Source organism: Limnoraphis robusta CS-951, from assembly GCF_000972705.2.
The window spans coordinates 1-21,003 of record NZ_LATL02000194.1; the positions used below are offsets into that span (position 1 = coordinate 1).

Genomic DNA, 21,003 nt, shown 5'->3' on the forward strand with positions numbered 1-21,003 from the left:
TGTAGGGGCGGGTTCCCAATCAATTTATGATTCTATAGCAATGAGCAGGTTAATGTTTACAACTTCTTTGTGTCTTTGTGTCTTGGTGGTAAATTCAAGGCTTGACCCTTGTAAACAAGCCAGCGCGACCTGCTATAATAAACAACCGTGCATATTCCCGCCCTTTTAGAAGTTTTGTAGGGGCGGGTTCAGAATAGATTGATGTTTCTCACAAACAACCGTGGATATTCCCGCCCTCTCTTACAATTAACAGTTAAGGATGGGTTGATATCAAAGATTGATCACAAACAGAGATTTTGACAGAACCCGCCCCAAGACTGACTGTTCACTGTAAACCCTGGACTAAGGGTTGAAACTGGGAAACCCACTGTTTTTGACTCATCACTAATATCGGATAGGAACGATGACCATAATCTTGTCCGGGTTGGAGGGGAAAAATCGGTTCAGGGTTCAACGGAGTCCAAACAACACCTGCCGCCTTAAGAATTGGCCAAAGGGGGGCGATATCCCAAACTTTCGGTGTTGCTTCTACCCCGCCAATAGCAGCACCGGAAGCCACCATTAAAAAGTTGTAACCCGCCATACCCATCAGGCGAATTTTACAGGGAATATTGGGGATAATGGCCGTACTACGGGTGCAAACATTAAAAAAATGCTGAGAACTGGGAGCGTCTAAACTAGGGTGAATGGGTTGTTGGTTGCGAAAAGCCCCCGTCGGGCCAGTTAGCCCCGTATTTTCCAGCCAGAAGCCATGAAAAGACTGATTGAGAGGGGGGAGATGAACATAGCCAAATACAGGCATTCCTCGGTAAAGCAGACCCATTAAAATGCCCCAAATGGGAACTCCCCGAGTGAAGTTGGTGGTTCCATCAATCGGATCAATAATCCAACACCAGTCTGTAGCGGGGAATAGATGTTCACCTTCTTCTGAAAGCAGACCATGTTCGGGGAAACTGTTGTTAATCCGATGACGAATTTCTTCGTCAGCCCACTGGTCAGATTGAGTCACCAAACTCCCATCAGACTTTTCCGAGGCTTGTGCGGAACCAAAATCAAGCATTAACTGCTGTCCGACTTCCTGGGTGGTGGTTTGGGCAAAATTGAGGAGAGTCTGCCAAAAGTTTGTCATAGGATGAGGATGATCTAGAGATTGATTACAAGCTAGATCTAGAATAGGGGCTAGCGTATGCTGCTAGAGAGGGATGATAGAAAAACGCCTCGCGGTTGGGATGTCCTAGTTTACAATGAAAGTGCAAAGATTAAAGACTTACAATTGCAGACGTTATGTTGCTCAAATCCACAACTCGGCATATTCATATTTACACCGCCGAAATTCAGAACGAAGAACTGGTTGACAATGACCAACGGTTAACGATAGATGTTGACCCGGATAATGAATTCAACTGGAGTGAGGCAGCTCTGAAAAAGGTTTATCAAAAATTTGACCAATTGGTTGAAGCCGCCAATGGAGAAGACTTAACCGAGTACAATCTCCGTCGCATTGGCTCGGATCTTGAACATTTTGTGCGATCGCTCTTACAATCCGGTGAGATTAGCTACAATCTCAACAGTCGAGTTCTCAACTACAGTATGGGATTACCTCGGGTTGCCTCTGAGTGAGTTGACCTGTTGATTCAGTCTCAAATCTAGCAGCCCTATCTAAATTGCTTCTCTTTGTCTTTGTTCTGGGGCTGCTGTATCTCAGGTTTTTTCCCGATTGCACTCACTGAATGGGTTAAAAAGGAATTGAGGGAGGGAAACTTTTGACCGATCGCGCAGTGCGAATCTCATAACTGATAACCTGTGGTCAACAAACATGGAGCAGTAACTTAGTAGACGATTTATGGTACAACACGATACTATCTGTAAGATCAGATAATATATCTATGCAACGAGCCTATCATACCAAACTCAAACTTAACAACCGTCAAAGAACCTTAATGGCGACCCACGCGGGATATTCTAGGTGGGTTTGGAATTGGGCGTTAGCGATGTGGAATGAAGCTTACAAACAGGGTTTAAAACCTTCAACGAATAAGCTAAAAAAGTTCTACACCAATCACATTAAACCTCAATATTCCTGGCAGTCAACGCTAAGTTCTAGAGTTTATCAATTTGCCTTCATGCACTTGGGAGAAGCATTTAGCCGATTCTTTCAAGGCGTTGCCAAACATCCGAAGTTCAAGAAAAAAGGCATAAATGATAGCTTTACTTTAGATAATTGTGGCCAAGTAATGAGGTTTTCAGGGAGGAGATTGAAGCTTCCTTTTATTGGATGGGTATTCACTTATGAACCCATCCCGGAAATTCAGACTAAACGAGTCACAATTAGTCGAGTCGCTGATTCTTGGTATTTGTCTGTAGCCTACGAATTTGAACCAGAACAGACTGTTAAATCAAGAGTTTATCTGGGTGTTGATGTTGGAGTTAAGGTCTTAGCGACCTGTTCAAATGGTACTGTTTTTGCCAATCCAGCAGCCCACAAAAAAGCTCAAAAAAATCTGGCTCGACTTCAGCGCGAACTTTCTAGAAAACAGAAGGGTTCAAACAACAGGAATAAAGCCAAGCTAAAATTAGCAAAAGCTTATCAAAGAATTGTCAACATTCGCAAAGATACAATTCACAAACTCACCTCATGGCTATGCAAAAACCACGCGGTCATCGGGTTAGAAGACTTGAATGTTTCTGGGATGTTGAAAAATCACAAGTTAGCGGGTGCTATTGCTGATTCTGATCTTTATGAAATTCGCCGCCAAGTTGAGTATAAATCTTCGTGGTACGGCTCAGTTGTAGTTTTTGCTGATAGATTCTATCCGTCAACTAAGACCTGTTCAAGTTGCGGTCACGTTCAAAAAATAGCACTGAAAGAACGAGTTTTCAACTGTCAGGCTTGCGGTGAAGTCAAAGATCGTGACTATAATGCGAGTCTGAATTTATTACATTATGCCGAGGGCTTCTCGGCTAATTTGCCTGTCTGACCGGGTGCTGCCGACAGTCCGGGGTGATGCAGCGCAAAGTCCGATCTCGGCGGAAACCGCTCGAGAAGGAACTTTGCAAGACAGGAAGTAAACATTAACAAGGTTTGTACCGCGTTATATCAGTTTTATAAAGCAGATGACAATTGAAACAGATACCTGCACCGAAGAGCGGATGGGCATTGATTGGGGGAAAGCATAGGTTTATTCGTCCCAGTATTTAAGTTAATCCGTTTTTTCGCCAAGGCAATCGGTTTTCAATCTCAATGATCAACTCTAAACTTGAGCGGCAACAGAGGCGTGAGATACCTCTATGCAAAATCATATGCCAAAACACTATTTGTGGGCGTTAGGTGAAGGGATTGATGCTTTACCTGCGGGAACGCTAATCGCCGACCGCTACTTATTAAAACACAATCAGATTGTGGTCGATACTCGACCCGAGCTTTTTCCTGAAATTCCGGACGGCATTTCTGAGGAAATAGCGCCTTATCTGAGGCTATTTCCCTATCGACTGCATCTTCCCCTGGTATACGGATTTGTCCCTCCTGCCCATAATGAACTCGGAATCGCGATTTGGCTCTTAGAACAGGGGCCAATTGATCGCACACGGGAAATCCTCATGCCCAGTTTATTGGAGTTGTGGCCGGGTACTGAGGCTTTGCGACAGCTTAACTGGTTATGGCAAATCGCTCAACTGTGGCATCCCTTCCAACATCAAGAGGTAGCCTCGAGTTTGCTGAACCCGAAATTGCTGCGAATCGAAGGGCCATTAGTGCGATTAGCGCAGTTAGAGGAGGACTGGAAAAAGGCAACTCTCGCTCAACTGGGACTACTTTGGCAACAATGGCTCGAAGATGCTCACCCGAAAATTCAAAAGTTTCTCGGCCAGTTGACTCACCAAATGATCAACAAAGAAATCCACAAGCCGGAACAATTGATCTATCAACTCGACCAAGCAATGGCGATTTGTGGGCGATCGCTGTCTCGTCGGGTGGAAATTATCACAGCGACAGATACAGGGCCGACTCGTTCTCACAATGAAGATGCTTGTTATCCTGACCGTGATACCCTCGTTCAAGTTCCCGCGAATACTCCGGCTTTGACGATTGTTTGCGATGGAATTGGGGGACAGGAAGGGGGAGAAGTTGCTTCACACCTCGCTATTGATGTTCTACGCGGCGAATTAGAAAATATCCGTTCTCATCCGGCGAGTTGGGATGGGCCTTCGTTGATCACTCAGTTAAAACGGGCGACTAATCTGGCCAATGATGTCATCTGTCAGCGCAACGACAGCGAACATCGTCAGGGACGGGAACGCATGGGGACCACGTTGGTCATGGCTCTGACCCGTGAGCATGAAGTTTATATTACCCATATCGGTGACAGTCGCGCCTACTGGATTACTCGCACAGGCTGTTATCAGGTGACGCTGGATGATGATGTCGCTTCTCGTGAAGTCCGTCTGGGTTATGCACTGTATCGAGATGCGATTCAACCCCGAGCCTCGGGTGCTTTGATTCAAGCTTTGGGTATTACCTCCTCATCAACCCTTTACCCGACGGTGCAACGGTTCCCAATTGATGAGGATTGTATCTTTTTACTCTGTTCTGATGGGCTGAGTGATAAAGATCGTATTGAGGATTATTGGGAAAGTGAAATTCTACCGATTTTGAACGCGGAAACTGATCTAGCAACGGCGAAAAATCGATTAATTGAAATCGCTAATACCCTCAATGGTCACGATAATGTAACGATTTCAATCCTTCACTTTCGTGTTTCGACTAAATCGGGAATTTACGCTCTGCCTGAAGTCAAAGTTTCGCCGATTGTTACGAATTTAGACGGGGATTCTCAAGACGATTCCGATGGTATTCCAACGGATGATTCTCAATTCCCTAATACTGTATTTGTCGATATACCTTCCTCCTCGAAGTTTTCTAAAATTTGGCCGTTGTCTTTGGGGATTGCCTTTTTATTAGGTTTGGCAGGGGTTTTAGTTTACTTTTCCGGTATCTTAAATTCAGAGAAACGGAATCAGCAAGCCGATCCTGTTGTGACTCAGACGAACACCCCCCCTCCGGCTGTGCCAAAATTCCCTTTGCCTCAAACTCCGACAGTCAGTTTAAAATCTTTCATTCAACTTGGCAAAAATACCGCAGTTGATGCTGAAACTTCAGGAGGTTATATTCAACTCTTGAAAGAATTTGGTAAACCTTGGATTAAGGGTAATGTTCCTTCGGGAACAGTTTTTCTAGTGCTAGAAAAACAATCGACTCCTCAAGCAGGATCTTGGCTAGAGTTAAAAGTTTGTAATTTGCCCAATGCTCAAAGTTTAGCACTAACAAAGACGGCAAAAGATGAACAGGGGATCGAACAAAATCCTGACTTTGTAAATCCATCTATAGGGGAAAATGAACAACTCGATCCGCAAGCTGAAGCCTCTGAAGATTTAGCAGAAAATAGTGAACTGATTCCGCCTCTGGAAGCTGGAGATACAGGCTGGATGCGATCTAAAGATGTTTCAGCCTTAATGGTTAATACTCCCCTATTTAAGCCTCAACAAAAAGGAGTTTGTCAAAATGTCCCTTGATCAGCCTGAGTTGAACGGATGTTAACGATTTTTTCCCTTTAAATCTCTTTGAAATCATCCGTTAATCTGCTACGATCAATCTCAAAATCAGATCAATGTGGGGAGATTGATGATGAACAAAAATCAAATCTGGGCTGTGGTTATCTCGATAGCGGCGATCTCATCGGGGATTTTCCCGAGTCCTGCTAAAGCGGATGGTTTTCCGGGTGGTAAGATCCCTCGTCAACCTCCGAGTCATCAACCTTCCTGTGGCGAAGTTGTCGAGGACTGCAAATCTCCGAAGCCCAGATCTTTATATGACGAGATTTATTCTAAACATAAACCCTATTGTGGGTATTTGCGTAAACATCGTCTCCGCTCTCGTCATTGGAGTGAAGAGCATCAACCCGTAGCGGCTTTAGAAGACTCCTCATCTGATGAAACAGCCTACGAATGGGAATCGGAAACACAAGAAGATTTAATGGCTTCTACAGGGGATTATTCGGGTCTCAGTACATCTCAACCAACGAGTTCTCGTAATCAATATTATCAGAGCAGTGCGATGGGTGGAGAAAATGCCCTAGTATTATTTATTGCGATCGGACTGTGGTTTGGATTGCCTTCTTTATTTTCTCCTAAAGACTCCAAAAAGTAGGAGTGAAATCTTAAATTCTTCTCTAATTTGTTGAGAGAGAAAGCTGGAATTTTAACCGATCTGATTGCTTATGTTTCAATGCCCAGTCTGTCAACAGGAATATCCGCAATCGGTTCCAGAATTTTGTTGGGTTTGTCATTGGTGTCTACAATCGCCAACCCAAAACTCAACAGAAATACATCTAGAATCCGTTAGGTTAGAATGGGCAAAACACAAGTGGCAAGAGTTAAAATTCCTGAAACAAGATCTAGAAAAAATGCCTTCAGCCGGAGAAAATTTTTCTCAAAATTCATTGAATCTTGCTGATTTATCGATGAGGCTAGAGACTATTGAAGCCAAACTTCAACAAGCGACTGTTGAGCGCCAAAACTTACACAATCAACTGGAATGGGTTTTACATTATCTAGAATTACTCAATCCTGAACGTGTTTTTAATACAATATCCCGTCTAGAAAATTGGCTAGAAGGTGGCGTAGAAGAAACGCCTTTGATGTCTGAAGTTGGGATGGATTATTTACCCCTGAGTGAGTTACTCGCTGCCGGAGAGTGGAAAAGTTCTGATGAATATACTTGGCAAATTGTTCTATATTTAGCGAGACGAGAACCCGAAGGTTGGCTGAGAATAGAAGATATTGAAAACTTTCCTTGTGTTGACTTACAAACGATAGATTATCTCTGGAATTATTATAGTAATGGTTTGTTTGGTTTAGGGGTTCAGCAGCAAATTTTAGACGGTTTAGCAGGAGATTATCCAACGTTTTGTGATGCAGTCGGATGGCGACAAGGGGAAAATTGGAAATATTACAATGAACTCACATTCAACCCCAATGCACCCGCAGGACATCTCCCGGTGATTGTTTGGCGAAAACGCGCTTGTTATGGAATGGGTTCAGGAACCGCAGCCGAAAATCTTTCTTTGTTTTTGAACCGCTTGATTTGCTGTCAGAAGAGTTGACGAATTGGATAATTTGTTGTAGGGTCATTTTATCGGCTAATTCACAGCAAGTTGATGGAGTTTTCAAATGGAACTGCTGCAAAAAGCCAGTTTAACCATTACTCACGCCGGGATGAATACGACTTTGGAATCGTTGAACAATGGGGTTCCAATGGTTGGGATTCCGGTGACAAACGATCAGCCCGGAGTCGCCGCAAGAATCGGTTGGACGGGAGCGGGGGAGGTCGTTCCGTTGAAAAAGTTAAACGCTTCTAAACTTCGGGTGGCGGTTGAGAAGGTGTTAACGGAAGATTCCTACAAACAGAACGCTTTGAGACTTCAAGAGGCAATTAAACGGGCGGGAGGCGTTCAACGGGCGGCCGATATTATTGAACGGGCGGTTTCTACGGGTAAACCGGTTTTGGCTTAAAAAAATCAATCGGCTAAAGAGGAAGTATGCACTCTGCAAATAATACTTTCACTGCGGTTTGCATAACTCTCTTGATCCGCAATATAGCGTTTTTCAATCTGGTGAGGTATATATTTAAAATTTTCCTCTTGCCACATGAACTCTTGCCTTTTGCCCAAAGCATAAAGTCCTGTATCTCAGCAGCATGATAACTGCTATAACTTATTTGGAGACCCTACCAGTTGATTTTCTGTCCTCTAACAGCCGAGAGGGGAACTCATTTCGTGCCACAGTAGCCAGTAGCTCCAGCTACAACCTCCCTGGACTGAAATCGGATCGGCATCCCGTCCGCCGGGTAAATCAACAGGTTCTGCTGCAAATTTTCCAGAGATGAACGACCGTTGACCAACTCCCAATCAAAATGTCGCAGCAGTTGGGCCAACATAACTGTTGCTTCTAATAAAGCCAAATGTTCTCCCAGACAGCGATGAGAGCCTGACCCAAAATCGATCATTGGCAGCGAAAGGTTTCCTTTGTTGTGTTCGAGCCAACGTTCGGGCAGAAATTCCTCCGGTTGAGGGTAGGTCTCGGCATCCCGTCCCGCACCCAGCATCGACCAAAATACTTTCGTGCCTTTAGGAATGCTAATACCCTCAACAACGGTCGGCCTGACGGCTTGTAACGAAGTCGAACCCGATGCCACCGAATAAAGGCGAAGTGTTTCTTTGACAATCGCCCGGAGATAGGTGAGTTCTTTGAGGCTTTCTATTGAAATTGAGCCGTGCTTTTCCCATACTTGATCTGCAATGGTTTGAGCCTTTTTAAAAACCTCCGGATGCGAAGCCAATTCGCCAACCGTGAAAGATAATGTATGCGCTGTAGTATCGGTCCCCGCAATCAGCAGTTCAATCATTTCTGCAATCAGCGTTTCCCTTGTGTAACGGGGTTCTTTTGCGGCTATTTTGACCAGCATTGATTGGGCGAACAGAGGACTGATCGAACCCGACTCGTTGGGCTGAGAGTCTCTCAGTTGCAAAGCCAGATCCACGCGGGGGGCGAGAAATTGTTCAAGATAGCGTCTGGCCGACCAGTAATCGCGAGACGATTTTGTGGGCAAATATTTCATCCAGGGTTTTTCGCCGGTCGCCACCCGCAGAAATCGATAGGTAATAACTGACATCGCCTCGTAGATTTTCTGAACCTCAAGGGGCGGTCCTTCCGGGCTGGGAGTGCTGCTATCGACCGGAATTCCTAACACCAAGCAGGCAATTACACGCATGGTCAATTCTACAAACAGGGGATCGACCCGAACGTTTTCTGAGGGGTCGGCTTCTTGAATTTTTTCTGTGATTTGAGAACAGCCTTGGTGAACAACGTCTATGTACTGCGAAACTCCACTCGAAGTAAATTCGGGATTCCAAGCTTTGCGACGCCACTGCCATTGTGATCCGCTTTCTCCGAGCAAAATTGGGCCGCTCATATCGTTCCAAGCGCGACTTATGCTTTGAGATCTGATGAAGCTACCGTCTCTCATTCCATTAATTATGGTATTTTCAATGGCGGACGGCTTGCTTAAAATCAGAACGGGATACCCCGTCCAATAAACATACATGGAACCATACTGTTTGCTCCAATCAAATAGCAGTTTAAAAAATTGCTTTTTTTTAACCGCCTCTAGGACTTGAGGAATATTGCCGAATAGCAAGTTTCCAGGTGGAGAAGGCAGCGATTTGAGAGACCGATAGGATTTTCTTTTTTCCCAATAGCGCCAGCCCAGTATTCCGGCGATGGTAATGAAAATTACGGCTAAAACGGGCAATGGAAAAACTGCAATCTGAGTCTTGCTGAATAAGAGCATAAGTTCACCAGATTAAACTATCATACGAGCACCAACTCAAGCAAGGCGCCAGCCCACCGTTTGGTTTTATACCCGGCTAACAGTACAGGGAATTGGGGGAATTCCTGGATAAATGGGATGGTAGTAAACTAGCACAACCTCTACTAATCGGCAATAACTTATTTTGAGACTCTACCAGTTGATTTTCTGTCCTCCAACGCCCGAGAAGGAAACTGATTCAGTGCCACAGTAGCCAGTAAATAGATTTTATTGGCTTTTTCCATGATCGTTTCACAACTACCCAAGTCCGAACAAGTTCGCCAAGCTTTAGCAGAAATTACCGCCTTTGAACAGTCGAAAGTTCCCGGTGTTTGGCGGGGACTCGATAAAAATCAACTGATTGCACAATTGCGATCGCGTGTTAATAATCCTCTCACATTAAACCAAGGAAGTCAACCCTTTTGTGGGCCTGCGGTGATTATTTTTGAACTGATTTGTCGTGATCCTTTGTATTATGTAAAAATTTGTCGTAATCTGTTTCAAATTGGCGGCTTTCATACTCGCAGTGAACGTTGGATTTCCGCCTCAGAAAAGTTGCGAAATGCGGAGGGAAATTATCAAATGCCACAAGTCGATTGGATGATATTATCGACATTAAGAGAGTCAGAAAATTTGCTCGTTCCGGTTCAACCGAATTCCCCGGATATTATTCGCAATCTTGGGGGAATGACAAAACCTTGGGAAATTTGCGAATGGGTGAAAGAAATTTTAGGCTATCAAAAACATCAGTATAAAAACACTTACTTATTTGGAGATTTAAAAGCGATGCTTGAAGTTTCCGAGGTGTTAAATTCGGGTGGCGTTGCTTTGGCTTTAATTAACGACGGAGGATTATTAAGAAATCAACCCCCACGCATTCCTTATCCGAGTCATTGGGTGTCAATTTTAAGCGATATTTCAATTCTATCTACAAAGTCTGTTAAATTTGAGGTTTATACTTGGGCGAAAACAATGCAAGTGCAGGTGGATGAGGTCGCCTTTAAAACGCATTTTTGGGGAGTGGTAATGGGACAGGATAAATAGATTTAAAAGCTACAAACTGCTTAAGGATGTTAGGCTGGCGCTGTGAATAAGTATATTTTCTTGTCGCTCAAACAGAGTAACTCAAATTGGTGACACCTAAAACAGCTACTTTTCAATCGTTTGGCAAACTCGCTAAAGTGGGAAGCAAGAACAAGATATTGCAACTGCTCAATTAATCTTGGCAGACAAAGATATCTGGCTTTAGTTCATACCACACAAAGTTTTAAGGATTTTATGCTAGTTTCAACGTTTGAACTGTTGTTAACACCCATTACTCCAGTCGAGGGTAATATCCCTGGATCTGCTCGTACAGTTATACAAGGTTATTTTCTGACGATCGCTAATCCCAATAATACCCCTTTATGCCTGAGACTACGCTTTTCTGCGACAACGCCTAATCTAAATTTAGATGATACAATCACTATTCGAGATGTTGTCGGTAATAATGTTTTTGGTGACTTAGTTCCGACTGCTGATCCCCGAAAATTCAACTATGATCTTTCAATTCCCGCTCACGATACCGCTTTAGTTATTTTACAACCCGACATCACTAAACTCAATCCTGATCAGGATCAATTAGAAGTTCGGGGTTATGTAGAAATCTTTTTACAAGGACGCTTTGGAGGTTTCCAACGTTTCAATGTCTTGATTACGCCTGAACATCGCGGTACCTTTGTTAACAAAGGTGTGATGAATTTGTCTGAGTTTGATCAACTGGTTTATAGCCTTCCAACTGCAACCGGAAGCAGTTTGTTTCAGCTAACTTCACCCAAAGTTTTCAAAGAAGTTAAGCCGGAGATCAAAGAAATTCCTGATATCAAAGTTCGGGATATTCCTGATATCAGCAAACCCGATCCAGACAATATTACACTTCCCAATCTCGAACTTCAACAATCTCTAGGTTTAATGGCTCAAACCATTGACAATATTCAACAACGTCTCGAACAAAATGGGGAAGCTTTTATCTCTCCTGATGAACGTCCGGCTGTTGGTGAACAAGCGTTAAACGAAGTATAAAAAGGAGGCGAGTATGCTTATCGTATTAGCTAGTTGTTACGATGAAGCTGCTCGCTTCTGGGTGGAAAATTGGACGGATGGAGATGTGACGTTACTCACCCCTGATGATTTATCAAAAACTGGGTGGCGTCACTATCTCGGAAGCCTTCAAGACTCAACGGCTGTCATCAACGATCAAGTGATTTCTGTCGAACAAATTACCGGAGTTTTAACTCGTTTACCTTGTGTATTTGAACAAGAACTCTTGAGTATTGTCGAGAATGATCGCCCTTATGTGGCGGCGGAAATGACAGCCTTTTTAGGGTCTTGGTTAGCTCACCTTTCCTGTCCAATTCTGAACCGACCTACACCGACTTGCTTAATGGGAACAAATTGGCGACATCAACAGTGGATCTATGCAGCTTCTCAAGTGGGAATGTCTGTAGAAACCCAACATCAATATATTAGCTTAAATGCTGAACCCCAAGCCTTAAAAATTCCCTCAGAGCGAGTTAGTGTAACAGTTATTGGTGATCGCTATATTGGTGAAGTTGACCCAATATTAGGAACTAAAGCCCAAAAACTTGCTCAATTTGCAGGTGTTGAGTTGTTAGTCGTTCACTATAATCACCCAGAAGCAGGCGGCAATTTTATCAGTGCTGATTTATGGCCTAATCTCAAATCTTCGGAGATTACCATTGCCATTTTAGAATACTTGAACGGGAAATAATTCATGTTAACTCTACTGTGGGGATTGCCTGGAGATTCACCTTTATATACTGTTTATCAAGAGTTGAATGAGCTGGGTTTTCCAACTGTTTTTTTAGACCAACGGGAGATTTTACAAACGGAAATCACCCTCTCTGTCGGAAGTCAAATAGAAGGTGAAATTTGCACGCCTAACTTCAAAATTGATCTCAATCAAGTTACAGGTGTCTATTTACGTCCCTACGACTCCCGCCGTCTTCCAATGGTAGTAGAAGCAGGTTCTAATAGTCGAATTTGGCAACAGGCCGTAGCGGTTGATGATGCGTTATTGTCCTGGGTAGAAATGACATCGGCGTTGGTTTTGAACCGTCCGAGTGCAATGGCTTCTAATAATTCTAAACCCTACCAATTACAACAGATTCGTCAAGTCGGTTTTCAAGTTCCTGATACTCTTGTCACGACTGATTCGGATGCCGTTTATGCGTTTTGGAAACAGCATGGAAGTGTGATTTATAAGTCGATTAGTTCGACTCGGAGTAAAGTGTCTCGTTTGAGTCCTGAACATCACAAACGTCTGGCAAATGTTGCTTGGTGTCCGACTCAATTTCAACAATATATTCCCGGACAAGATTATCGGGTTCATGTTGTGGGTGAGGCGGTTTTTGCCTGTGCGATCGCTTCAACGGCTGATGATTATCGCTATCCTGATGATACAACGGATTATCCTCAATTAAAAAATGATATTTTACCTCTAGAAATCGAACAGCGATGCCGACAACTCGCTGCCACCCTGAAACTTCCTCTAGCGGGTATTGACTTGCGACAAACTTCTGATGGTGAATGGTATTGTTTTGAGGTTAATCCATCGCCGGGATATACATTTTATCAGCAAGAAACTCATCAACCGATTAGTTTAGCGATCGCACAGTTACTCACTCAAAAACAGCCTCAACGATTCAAAATGGCAACCCGATAATTGCTTCACCTAACTCAGTTTTAGGTGAGTTTTCTACCTAAATTTCAGGCGCATCTTGTTGAGTTTTAGCTGATTTCTTCGGTGTTGTTAAACCAGCCAGTGACCAGGTGAGACCGACAATGATTGCTTTGGCCATCGCATCAATTTGCTTGGCGTCCTCATTCAAGTTTTCTTGGGGTTTAGGTGTCGGTTTCTTATTTTCTGGTTTGTCCATAATGCTTCTGTCCTCGCTTTTAACTCAGTTTTGATCTTATGTAATATTATCAACTAAAATCCCTAACTTTGCCGTGATTAACCTAGCGGGGATTCGTGATTGATGTCACTTTAATATACTTCCATAAATTGAAGTTTCATTCCGGAAAAAAAATCCTAATTTTTGAGAACTTTTTAAAGTTCGGTTTTCCGTATCTGCTTGCTTTATACGGATCTGATTTAACCCTTGAATTTGATCAAAAAGATGAGAAAAAACTCATCTAAGTTAAATCCAGCTTGGCAGCCACATTCTGCTTTGCCATGCTTCGGGAGAAAGGGGAAGACCCAAAAAAATCGGCATCCAAAATACAAAACCTAAGAGAATTAAAAAAACTGCTGTCACCCCCATCAAGCGTAAATGGAGGAGATGGCTATGCAACCAGCGATCAATCCACCAAGCAAGGATCAAGGCGGCAAACACAAACGCACTCATATAATGATAGAGAAAAACGCAGCGTGTGACAGTTATCCAAGGTGCCCAATTTGCCAACCAATTCACGACAAGATAGAGTAATAACCATAACTCTATTGTCGGTGGAAAACGGGTATAAGCTTGTAGATTAGTTGAGGATAGATTTGGTGATTCTTGTTTTATTTTAACCCATATTTTGATCCGTTCCCATAACATCCAAATCGTTAAAATGATCGCCACAACAGAGAACCACCACAAAGGGGGATTTCCCATTGCATGAACATCATAAATAACAGGTGTAAAACTGGGGGGAGGCAAGGACGGCTCGAGATCGGTGAGGTTGTTAATTCTCTGATAGAAATAAGCGAGAGGTCTCAGCGTTAAAGGCCAAGTATACCAAGCCGCGCAATAAGGATGAATATCCGGCCCTGTTCCGAGGGTTTTGTGATATTGGAGAATAGTCGTTTGCAGTTCCCAAAGTCCGGGTTCAGGACTAATTTGCAGGTGCGGAATCCAAGCGATAAAGTAAAATAAAAGGGGAATAATAACTAAACTTAAGCCTAACTGGGGAATTGATAACTGAGTTAAGTTTTCGAGAGGGGATTTGTGAGAACTGACAAGAGCCAGATTTTCACAAGCAGCGAAAGCAAATTTAATGATCCAAGCCGCCATTAATAGCAGAAAAATTGCCAGTAAAAATCCTAAGCCATTCCATTTGACAGCTACAGTGGCACCGAAACAGATTCCGGAAGCGACTAACATCCTCCATCGCTTGACCCCCTCAACTTTGAGTGAGATAATAAACAAGAGTTGGGCGAGTAAGCCAAAAATAACAATATAAATATTATTGAGTGCATAGCGAGATTCTACTAAAAATAAACCATCTGTAGCCATTAATAGCGTCGCGAGAAAGGTATAACTGCGGCGAGAAGTCAGTTGATAAATAATCGCCCCAGCAACAACCGGAATAAATGCACCCGTTAAAGCGTTTATCCAACGATAACTCCAGGTTGAAAGCGTTGAACCTGCAAGATCATTGACTGTATTTTGACCAAAGGGTAAATGAGAACCGATCCAAATTCCAATGGCAATAATATACTGACTTAAAGGGGGATGAGCGTTAAAGAAAGGAGTTTGAGTTAGATAGTTATTGGCGAATTTTGCGTAATAAACCTCATCAAAAACCAACGTATTAAATCGACTCAAGCCCCAAAATCTCAGCAGCAATGAGATGATAAAAATCACCAGAATTCCTACTCTAAACCAAAATTGTGAGGATTTGAAACGGTGTTGATACCTAGTCATAAGTCCTGAAAGGGAGAGAAGAAAAACCACGCTCGACACAGAGACACAAAGAACGAAACTTCGTGATATTTGGGTCTTTTTTCAAACAGAGGGCGGGTTTATATCGGTTTACTCCATCCCATAAATTATCCTTGAGGAACCCGCCCCTACGCGGAAGAACGGATTCACTTTATGCTGGGAGACATAGATCTATGAATGCTCTAAAGAACAGCCAATACGGGTCTCTACAAGAAGAATAAATTATCGGGTTTCTTGTCGAATACTATCAGGAACAGCTACAGAAGAAAGTTTACCAATCGTCCGTAAATTTTGAGAACGAACTAATTCGATAAAATTTAAACTGGTGCGACCTTCAATTTCTGCAACTCGTTCGATAGCTTGTAATAAAGCACGAGCCGCTTCTGCTTCTAAATAACCTCGTCGTAGGGAGACTCGAATTGCCATTTCATCGGCTTCGAGTTCCACTTGAGAACTGTGGTTTGATTTCCAAATTTGAGTTAAACCAATAGCTGCTAAACTCCCTGCTAACATGACTCCTACCGCATCTTGCTGAGAGATTTCGACCACAGTTCCGACAATTCCAGCTAAAGCAACACCCTGATTAATATCAAGTTTAATCCAGCGAATATTACAAACCCAACAAACTGTTCTCAATAACAGCAAATCTCGTTGTGAGCGAGATAAATTTTGCCAGAGTTCAAAATTGATAAAAACTTGCCGTATCGGTTTCCAAGGCAAGGGAAAAGGGCTATCAATCACTGTTTTTTGTTGGGGTTTGCTGATCAACTTAGTGATCATTCGACCCGAAGCAGGCATTAAGTCTAACAAGTGACTAATTTCAGTATCTTGAGTCATGGATAATCTCAATTTTAATTGTAGATTTTCGAGGAAGATGGAGGATTAGATTTACGCCTTTACCGAGGCTACATCTTGAACGGTTAGCTTAATTATCAACTAACTTTTGGACTGTTCTATGGGTTTGAGGGTATTAGATAAAGCTGCAATTGCTGCATCAATTTCTGGGGCTTTTTCCTCTGTTGCAGAGACTAACAAGAGAAAAATATAGATCCCACTCTGACGGGCTAAAATTGTTCCTTGAATGGGTTTAGTTTTCGCTCCCATTTTCAAAGTTCCCGTCCAAGGAAGTCTGACCGAACCGGTCCCTAATTCTTGATAGGAATTGGGTTTAAATCCTTCACCCCGTTCAAAGGTTTCAATAGCAATTTGTGCTAAACTAGGATTCGGAATTGCTCGGTTACTTTCTCGGGTTTTGGCGACAACCGTGTAGGCTAAATTGCCTTCGGGAGATTCAATTAACGGAAAATTTCCCACAAAACCGACATTGTATCCTTCTAAAATACCAATCTGAAATCGACCTTGAGGATCTTTATAGTTACTCTCACTCAAGGGTAACGGTTGTACGTTTGGAGTGGGAGTCGGAGTCGGTGTTGGTGATGGCGAGGGTGAAGGTTTGGGCGCCGGAGAAGCAGCCGGAGAGGGAGAAGGTTTGGGCGAGGGAGAGGCTTGTTGGGCTTGAGTCGGTAAACCAATTTGTACAACTGAAAAGGAAGATTTTACAGCAGTCAAAGGTTGACCGATTATCATTAAAGTTATCGTTGTGATCGCTGCGATCGCTATCCAACTGAGTCGGTTTTTTTTCATGCTTTAATTCCTCAATCCGATTGGAGTTTATTTACCAAATACAGCAGGATTTCCAAAGTCAAATACACCCGCAATACACCCAGTCATTAATGTGGCTAAAGTTCCCGCCCATAATGCTTTTAAACCCAAAGAAGAGACTTCTGAACTGCGAGAGGGAATCAAAGAAGATAAACCTCCGACAAAAATACCGTAGGAAGCAAAATGAGTAAAACCGCACAAGACATAACTGACAATTAGCATGGCGCGATTACTCAATCCACCTGACGCATTCAGTTGGGCTAAAGCTTGATAAGGGGGAATATTGGTTTCAAGTAAACGTCTTCCAATTAAGACTGAAGATTGCCACAATTCTTGCCAATCGAGTGAGATTCCCGTGATAAATGTTAGAGGAAGAAATAAAGCACCCAGAATATTTTGTAGTGTAATCACTTGAAAAACACTACCAATCGGTTGCAAAATGATCCATTCACTCTTAGAAAGATCCGCTAAAGAGGAAAACACCAAATTAATCAAGGCAACCATACCGAGAATAGCAATTAATGCGGCTGCGATTCCCACCGCCATTTTGACACCATCTAATGCACCCCCAATTAAACTATCCATCGGGTTCGGACGGTTTTCTGAGGCTTCTTCTGGATCTTTCGGAACACCGCCCATTGTTTTGGGTTTACCTGTTTCGGGAACAAGTAGTTTTGACACCACAAAACAGGCAGGAATCGTTAGAATAGATGCAGAAACTAAGTGTCCGGTAATGGTGGGAAACGTCGGACGTAAAAAGCCAGCATATAGCGCTAAAACCGAAGAGGCAATGGAACCAAAACAACTGGTTAAAATCGCACACAATTCACTGCGCGTCATGTCTAGCAGGAAAGGTTTGACTGCAATTGCTGATTCAATTCCGACAAAAATATTAGCCGCACCTGCTAAAGATTCGGCTCCACTAATTCCCATCGTTTTCTGGAAAATCTTAGCAAACACTTGCACAACGGGCTGAATAATATTTAACCGATAAAGCAAGCTGACTAAACCTGCAAAGAAAATCACTTGCGGTAAAGCGCGAAATGCCAGAACATAGGTAAATCCGGGATTCAGACTATCCGGGCCAATGCGATCGCCGGGAACCGCGACATAGGGCGTACCGACAGCCCGAGCAATCCATCGACCAGCAGGGCCAGGGCCGGCTGCAAAATTCGGATCGCTGACGAGAACCGAACTCGAGCCACCAAACAGAAACCTCGCTCCCGCCTCAGACGCATCTAGAATGGCGTTGAGTAAGCTACTGAGTCCTTCGACGAGTTGGGGGCCAAACACAAAGACCACCAACCCAACAAGCAATTGCAAGCCGATTCCCCAAATAATCACATTCCAGGAAATCACTCGTCTATTTTCCGAGCCTAACCAGGCGATTGTACACAAGCCTACAATTCCTAACAGAGATATCAAGTTCAACAGTGGGTTCATACCATACAACCTCTCCGGCTACAGGCATATTGCCTGATAAATGCTCTAATGACAAGCATCTTAGCGATAAATGGACACATTGGGATCTTTTTATCTGGGAGCAACTATAGAGGGTAACAAAACGACAGGAGCGAGCGTCAGCTCACAAATTTAAAATTCAAAATCCCTTAAAATAAGCCCAAAATAGTAACAGTATTTCTCGCGTAAGCCAATTTTTGACTAATGGATGCTTTTCTGCCTACTCCGCCTGACTGGACGACCGATGCAATTCATGCTTTTGAATTTTGCTGTCCGAATTGTTCTGCAAGTTCTTTAGAAGCACAGCAAGTTTGGATCAATCGTCGTTCTCCTGTATATGGTGACAATCATCGTCGTAAATGGCAAGAATTTTATCATTGTCACTGTGGATGTATGTGGTGGGCTTGGAGTAGCGATCGCCCGCCAACAAATCTTAAACCTCGTGAGCCGGATTTGCCGAGCGAAGAATAAGATTGTTCTCAATGTTTAAGAAAAGAAAGTTCGGGGATTCCCCGAAGTTGCAGGAGATCCCCTACTGTTCAAACTCAATACTGAAGCCGGATTCAGCCCGATAAATGCTCCATTTGCTTGGGTGCAGTTTCTCTGACTATTCTAGAGCCATACCTCGAAAAAAGGTCACAAGCTTAACTCCTTAACGGGATGAACTTGGAACGAGAAACATTCGGGTGAATTCAAATGACGCAAAGAATACTGAAGATTTTTGATGATTATCAAGTCGGTGAATTTGAAGGAAATCAACCCCTGCGAGTTGTAGATACTCAAGGAAAAGTGCAACTGTTAATCAAAGTATTGCAGTTCACTTTGGCGGATACTTTTATCCTTGAAAAAGCTAACCCAATTCCTCGCGGAGAAGTGATTCCCCCTCGCAGCAGTCGCCGAAAAATTAATTCAGAAGGAATTAAGCTGATCAAAGCCTTTGAAGGCGTCGAACTTGAAGCTTATATCGATGCTGTAAATGTACTGACCATTGGCTACGGACACACCAAAAATGTGTCTTGGGGAATGACCATTACTCAAGCTGAAGCTGAGGAGTTATTACGCCAAGATATCGAAGAATTTGAAATCGCTGTTGAAGATGCGGTTCAAGTTAAAATTAATGATAATCAATTCTCAGCTTTAGTTTCCTTTTGCTTTAACTTGGGAGCGGGTTCGTTATTTCAGTCAACCTTGCTGAAGTTTTTAAACGCTGGAAAACACCAAGAAGCAAGTCAAGAATTTCCCCGTTGGAATAAAGCAGGCGGTCAGGCTTTACTAGGTTTAACACGCCGACGCATGGCTGAACGAGCCTTATTTTTGGGCAGACCTTGGCAACCTTTTTTAGAGTATGAACTTCTGCAATTAACTCAACCTAAAATTCAGAGTGAATACGTTCTTTATATTCAGAACGGATTGCAAAAAGCGGGATTTGAGATTCAAGCCAATGGCGTCTTTGACTTCAAAACCGATGCAGCAATGAAACAATTTCAAGCCCAAAAAGGCTTACATCCAGATGGATTAGTTGGGCCGATAACCGTCACTGCATTAGGCTTGTAAAAACCAACTTATTAGTTAATTAAATACACCAAAACCACAACAAAAATCATGCAATACATTCTACACTTCAAAACAGATTCCTACCTGAAACGGTTTCCTTTTGCTCCCGAAAAACTCTTGTCAGAACATCTCCTATTCTATAAAGCTGGCGATGAAATATCCATCAGCGACTACACGCAAAACTTACAAGGAAATCACATTCGAGTCATTTTAGAAAATGTTGATGTGCGTTCAGTTTCTCTCGAAGATATTGAGAAACAATACTATTGTTTGGCGAGTGAAGTCGAAATCTTTAACGCAGAAGTTGCTCGTGGAAGTCGTGATGCTCAACAATTTCCGCCGACCCTTCCGCCTAAAGTTAATTTAGCGGTTCCTTTCCACACCCAACACAATAATAAATATAACCCAGGCGGTTCTTGTAATGTGACTTGTATCGCCATGATCTTGAAATATTACGGGGTTGATTCTCGCACTAAAACCGATCTTGATCAAGATGTTCAACTCGAAGATGTTCTCTATCTCAAAACGTCTCAATGGGATGAAGAAAATGGATTTCATGGAAGTTCTCAAGCGCGTCATCAACCCCAATTTTTGATGCGATTATTGCGGGAGTGGGGAGAAAAATATGGTCGGGGGGCCTTGCAAAATTCCCACTTCAAAGAATTCGCGTCTGAAAGTGACATGAAACAGCATATTGCTTCAGGAAATCCGGTTGTTATTCATGGTTACTTCACAAACTATGGTCATATTATTGTTGTCAAAGGTTACGACGAGACAACTAAAGAATGGATTTGTAACGATCCGAACGGAAAATGGTTAGGATATCAAGGCGGATATGATAAAAATGCTAGTGGCGAAAATGTGCGTTATAGCTATGATAACGTTCGCGAAGTTTGTCATATTGGTGGCGGAATTTGGTGTCATTTTCCGGTTCCTCGGGTGTTACGTTTGAAGCAACAATTAATGGAAGGTTCGGACGTTATTCAGGTACAAACCGCATTAAAAAAACTGGGTTACTTGGTAGACCAAAACGGAGTATTTGACAAAAAAACGGATGATGCTGTTAAGCAGTTTCAAGAAGAAAAAAACTTGACCGTTGATGGTGTTGTTGGCCCTACAACTTGGGGGAAATTGTTTACAACTTTTAGTTAAATCTTGACCCCTTCCTCAACCCCTCTCTATCCCCCCTTGATC

General features: G+C 43.0%; 20 protein-coding genes. 13 read left to right on the top strand and 7 right to left on the bottom strand.

The window, feature by feature from the left end:
- Positions 1–325: 325 nt before the first annotated feature.
- A complete protein-coding gene (locus WN50_RS16680) occupies positions 326–1,129 on the bottom strand; it encodes an inositol monophosphatase family protein (protein WP_046280890.1) in 804 nt (267 codons plus the stop codon).
- A 155-nt stretch (positions 1,130–1,284) separates the two neighbouring features.
- Between WN50_RS16680 and ndhM the strand changes: the two genes are divergently transcribed.
- The 6 genes from ndhM to WN50_RS16710 all read left to right on the top strand — a co-directional run bounded on the left by ndhM (position 1,285) and on the right by WN50_RS16710 (position 7,566).
- On the top strand, positions 1,285–1,620 hold the full coding sequence (ndhM, locus tag WN50_RS16685) for an NAD(P)H-quinone oxidoreductase subunit M (protein WP_046280889.1): 336 nt from the start codon (positions 1,285–1,287) through the stop codon (positions 1,618–1,620).
- A gap of 266 nt (positions 1,621–1,886) precedes the next feature.
- Complete coding sequence (locus WN50_RS16690) at positions 1,887–2,978, top strand: RNA-guided endonuclease InsQ/TnpB family protein (protein ID WP_049559889.1); 1,092 nt, start codon at positions 1,887–1,889, stop codon at positions 2,976–2,978.
- Between the two features lie 310 nt (positions 2,979–3,288).
- Entirely contained in the window at positions 3,289–5,568 is a 2,280-nt protein-coding gene (locus tag WN50_RS16695; RefSeq protein WP_046280888.1) for a PP2C family protein-serine/threonine phosphatase, read from the top strand.
- Between the two features lie 109 nt (positions 5,569–5,677).
- Entirely contained in the window at positions 5,678–6,202 is a 525-nt protein-coding gene (locus tag WN50_RS16700; protein ID WP_152964842.1) for a hypothetical protein, read from the top strand.
- A gap of 70 nt (positions 6,203–6,272) precedes the next feature.
- The gene (locus WN50_RS16705) at positions 6,273–7,157 is read left to right on the top strand and encodes a GUN4 domain-containing protein (RefSeq protein ID WP_046280886.1); all 885 of its coding nucleotides are present in this window, start codon (positions 6,273–6,275) and stop codon (positions 7,155–7,157) included.
- A gap of 67 nt (positions 7,158–7,224) precedes the next feature.
- The gene (locus WN50_RS16710; protein WP_046280885.1) at positions 7,225–7,566 is read left to right on the top strand and encodes a nucleotide disphospho-sugar-binding domain-containing protein; all 342 of its coding nucleotides are present in this window, start codon (positions 7,225–7,227) and stop codon (positions 7,564–7,566) included.
- 256 nt (positions 7,567–7,822) lie between these two features.
- On the opposite strand, the gene WN50_RS16715 is transcribed toward WN50_RS16710, so the two are convergent.
- Positions 7,823–9,403, bottom strand: a complete 1,581-nt coding sequence (locus WN50_RS16715; protein WP_046280884.1) for a cytochrome P450 — start codon at positions 9,401–9,403, stop codon at positions 7,823–7,825.
- A 261-nt stretch (positions 9,404–9,664) separates the two neighbouring features.
- On the opposite strand from WN50_RS16715, the gene WN50_RS16720 reads away from it, so the two are divergent.
- The 4 genes from WN50_RS16720 (at position 9,665) to WN50_RS16735 (ending at position 13,145) form a co-directional block, all read left to right on the top strand.
- Positions 9,665–10,465 (top strand): hypothetical protein, encoded by an 801-nt coding sequence (locus WN50_RS16720; RefSeq protein ID WP_046280883.1) that lies wholly within the window; start codon positions 9,665–9,667, stop codon positions 10,463–10,465.
- A gap of 234 nt (positions 10,466–10,699) precedes the next feature.
- Positions 10,700–11,482, top strand: a complete 783-nt coding sequence (locus tag WN50_RS16725) for a hypothetical protein (RefSeq protein ID WP_046280882.1) — start codon at positions 10,700–10,702, stop codon at positions 11,480–11,482.
- 13 nt (positions 11,483–11,495) lie between these two features.
- Positions 11,496–12,191, top strand: coding sequence for a hypothetical protein (locus WN50_RS16730; protein WP_046280881.1), 696 nt, complete (start codon positions 11,496–11,498; stop codon positions 12,189–12,191).
- Positions 12,192–12,194: 3 nt separating this feature from the next.
- The gene (locus WN50_RS16735; protein ID WP_046280880.1) at positions 12,195–13,145 is read left to right on the top strand and encodes an ATP-grasp domain-containing protein; all 951 of its coding nucleotides are present in this window, start codon (positions 12,195–12,197) and stop codon (positions 13,143–13,145) included.
- Between the two features lie 37 nt (positions 13,146–13,182).
- On the opposite strand, the gene WN50_RS34685 is transcribed toward WN50_RS16735, so the two are convergent.
- The 5 genes from WN50_RS34685 to WN50_RS16755 all read right to left on the bottom strand — a co-directional run bounded on the left by WN50_RS34685 (position 13,183) and on the right by WN50_RS16755 (position 18,237).
- On the bottom strand, positions 13,183–13,359 hold the full coding sequence (locus WN50_RS34685) for a hypothetical protein (protein ID WP_160315395.1): 177 nt from the start codon (positions 13,357–13,359) through the stop codon (positions 13,183–13,185).
- Between the two features lie 264 nt (positions 13,360–13,623).
- Positions 13,624–15,114, bottom strand: coding sequence for a dolichyl-phosphate-mannose--protein mannosyltransferase (locus WN50_RS16740; protein ID WP_046280879.1), 1,491 nt, complete (start codon positions 15,112–15,114; stop codon positions 13,624–13,626).
- Between the two features lie 240 nt (positions 15,115–15,354).
- Positions 15,355–15,969, bottom strand: coding sequence for a DUF3318 domain-containing protein (locus tag WN50_RS16745; RefSeq protein WP_046280878.1), 615 nt, complete (start codon positions 15,967–15,969; stop codon positions 15,355–15,357).
- Positions 15,970–16,068: 99 nt separating this feature from the next.
- Entirely contained in the window at positions 16,069–16,776 is a 708-nt protein-coding gene (locus WN50_RS16750; RefSeq protein ID WP_046280877.1) for a hypothetical protein, read from the bottom strand.
- A 27-nt stretch (positions 16,777–16,803) separates the two neighbouring features.
- Positions 16,804–18,237: a NupC/NupG family nucleoside CNT transporter gene (locus WN50_RS16755; RefSeq protein ID WP_046280876.1), complete on the bottom strand. Its 1,434-nt coding sequence runs from the start codon at positions 18,235–18,237 to the stop codon at positions 16,804–16,806.
- Between the two features lie 222 nt (positions 18,238–18,459).
- Between WN50_RS16755 and WN50_RS16760 the strand changes: the two genes are divergently transcribed.
- The 3 genes from WN50_RS16760 (at position 18,460) to WN50_RS16770 (ending at position 20,961) form a co-directional block, all read left to right on the top strand.
- Positions 18,460–18,726, top strand: a complete 267-nt coding sequence (locus WN50_RS16760; protein WP_046280875.1) for a hypothetical protein — start codon at positions 18,460–18,462, stop codon at positions 18,724–18,726.
- A 225-nt stretch (positions 18,727–18,951) separates the two neighbouring features.
- Positions 18,952–19,809: a glycoside hydrolase family protein gene (locus tag WN50_RS31450; protein ID WP_063847402.1), complete on the top strand. Its 858-nt coding sequence runs from the start codon at positions 18,952–18,954 to the stop codon at positions 19,807–19,809.
- 48 nt (positions 19,810–19,857) lie between these two features.
- Entirely contained in the window at positions 19,858–20,961 is a 1,104-nt protein-coding gene (locus tag WN50_RS16770) for a C39 family peptidase (RefSeq protein ID WP_049559894.1), read from the top strand.
- Positions 20,962–21,003: the final 42 nt, after the last annotated feature.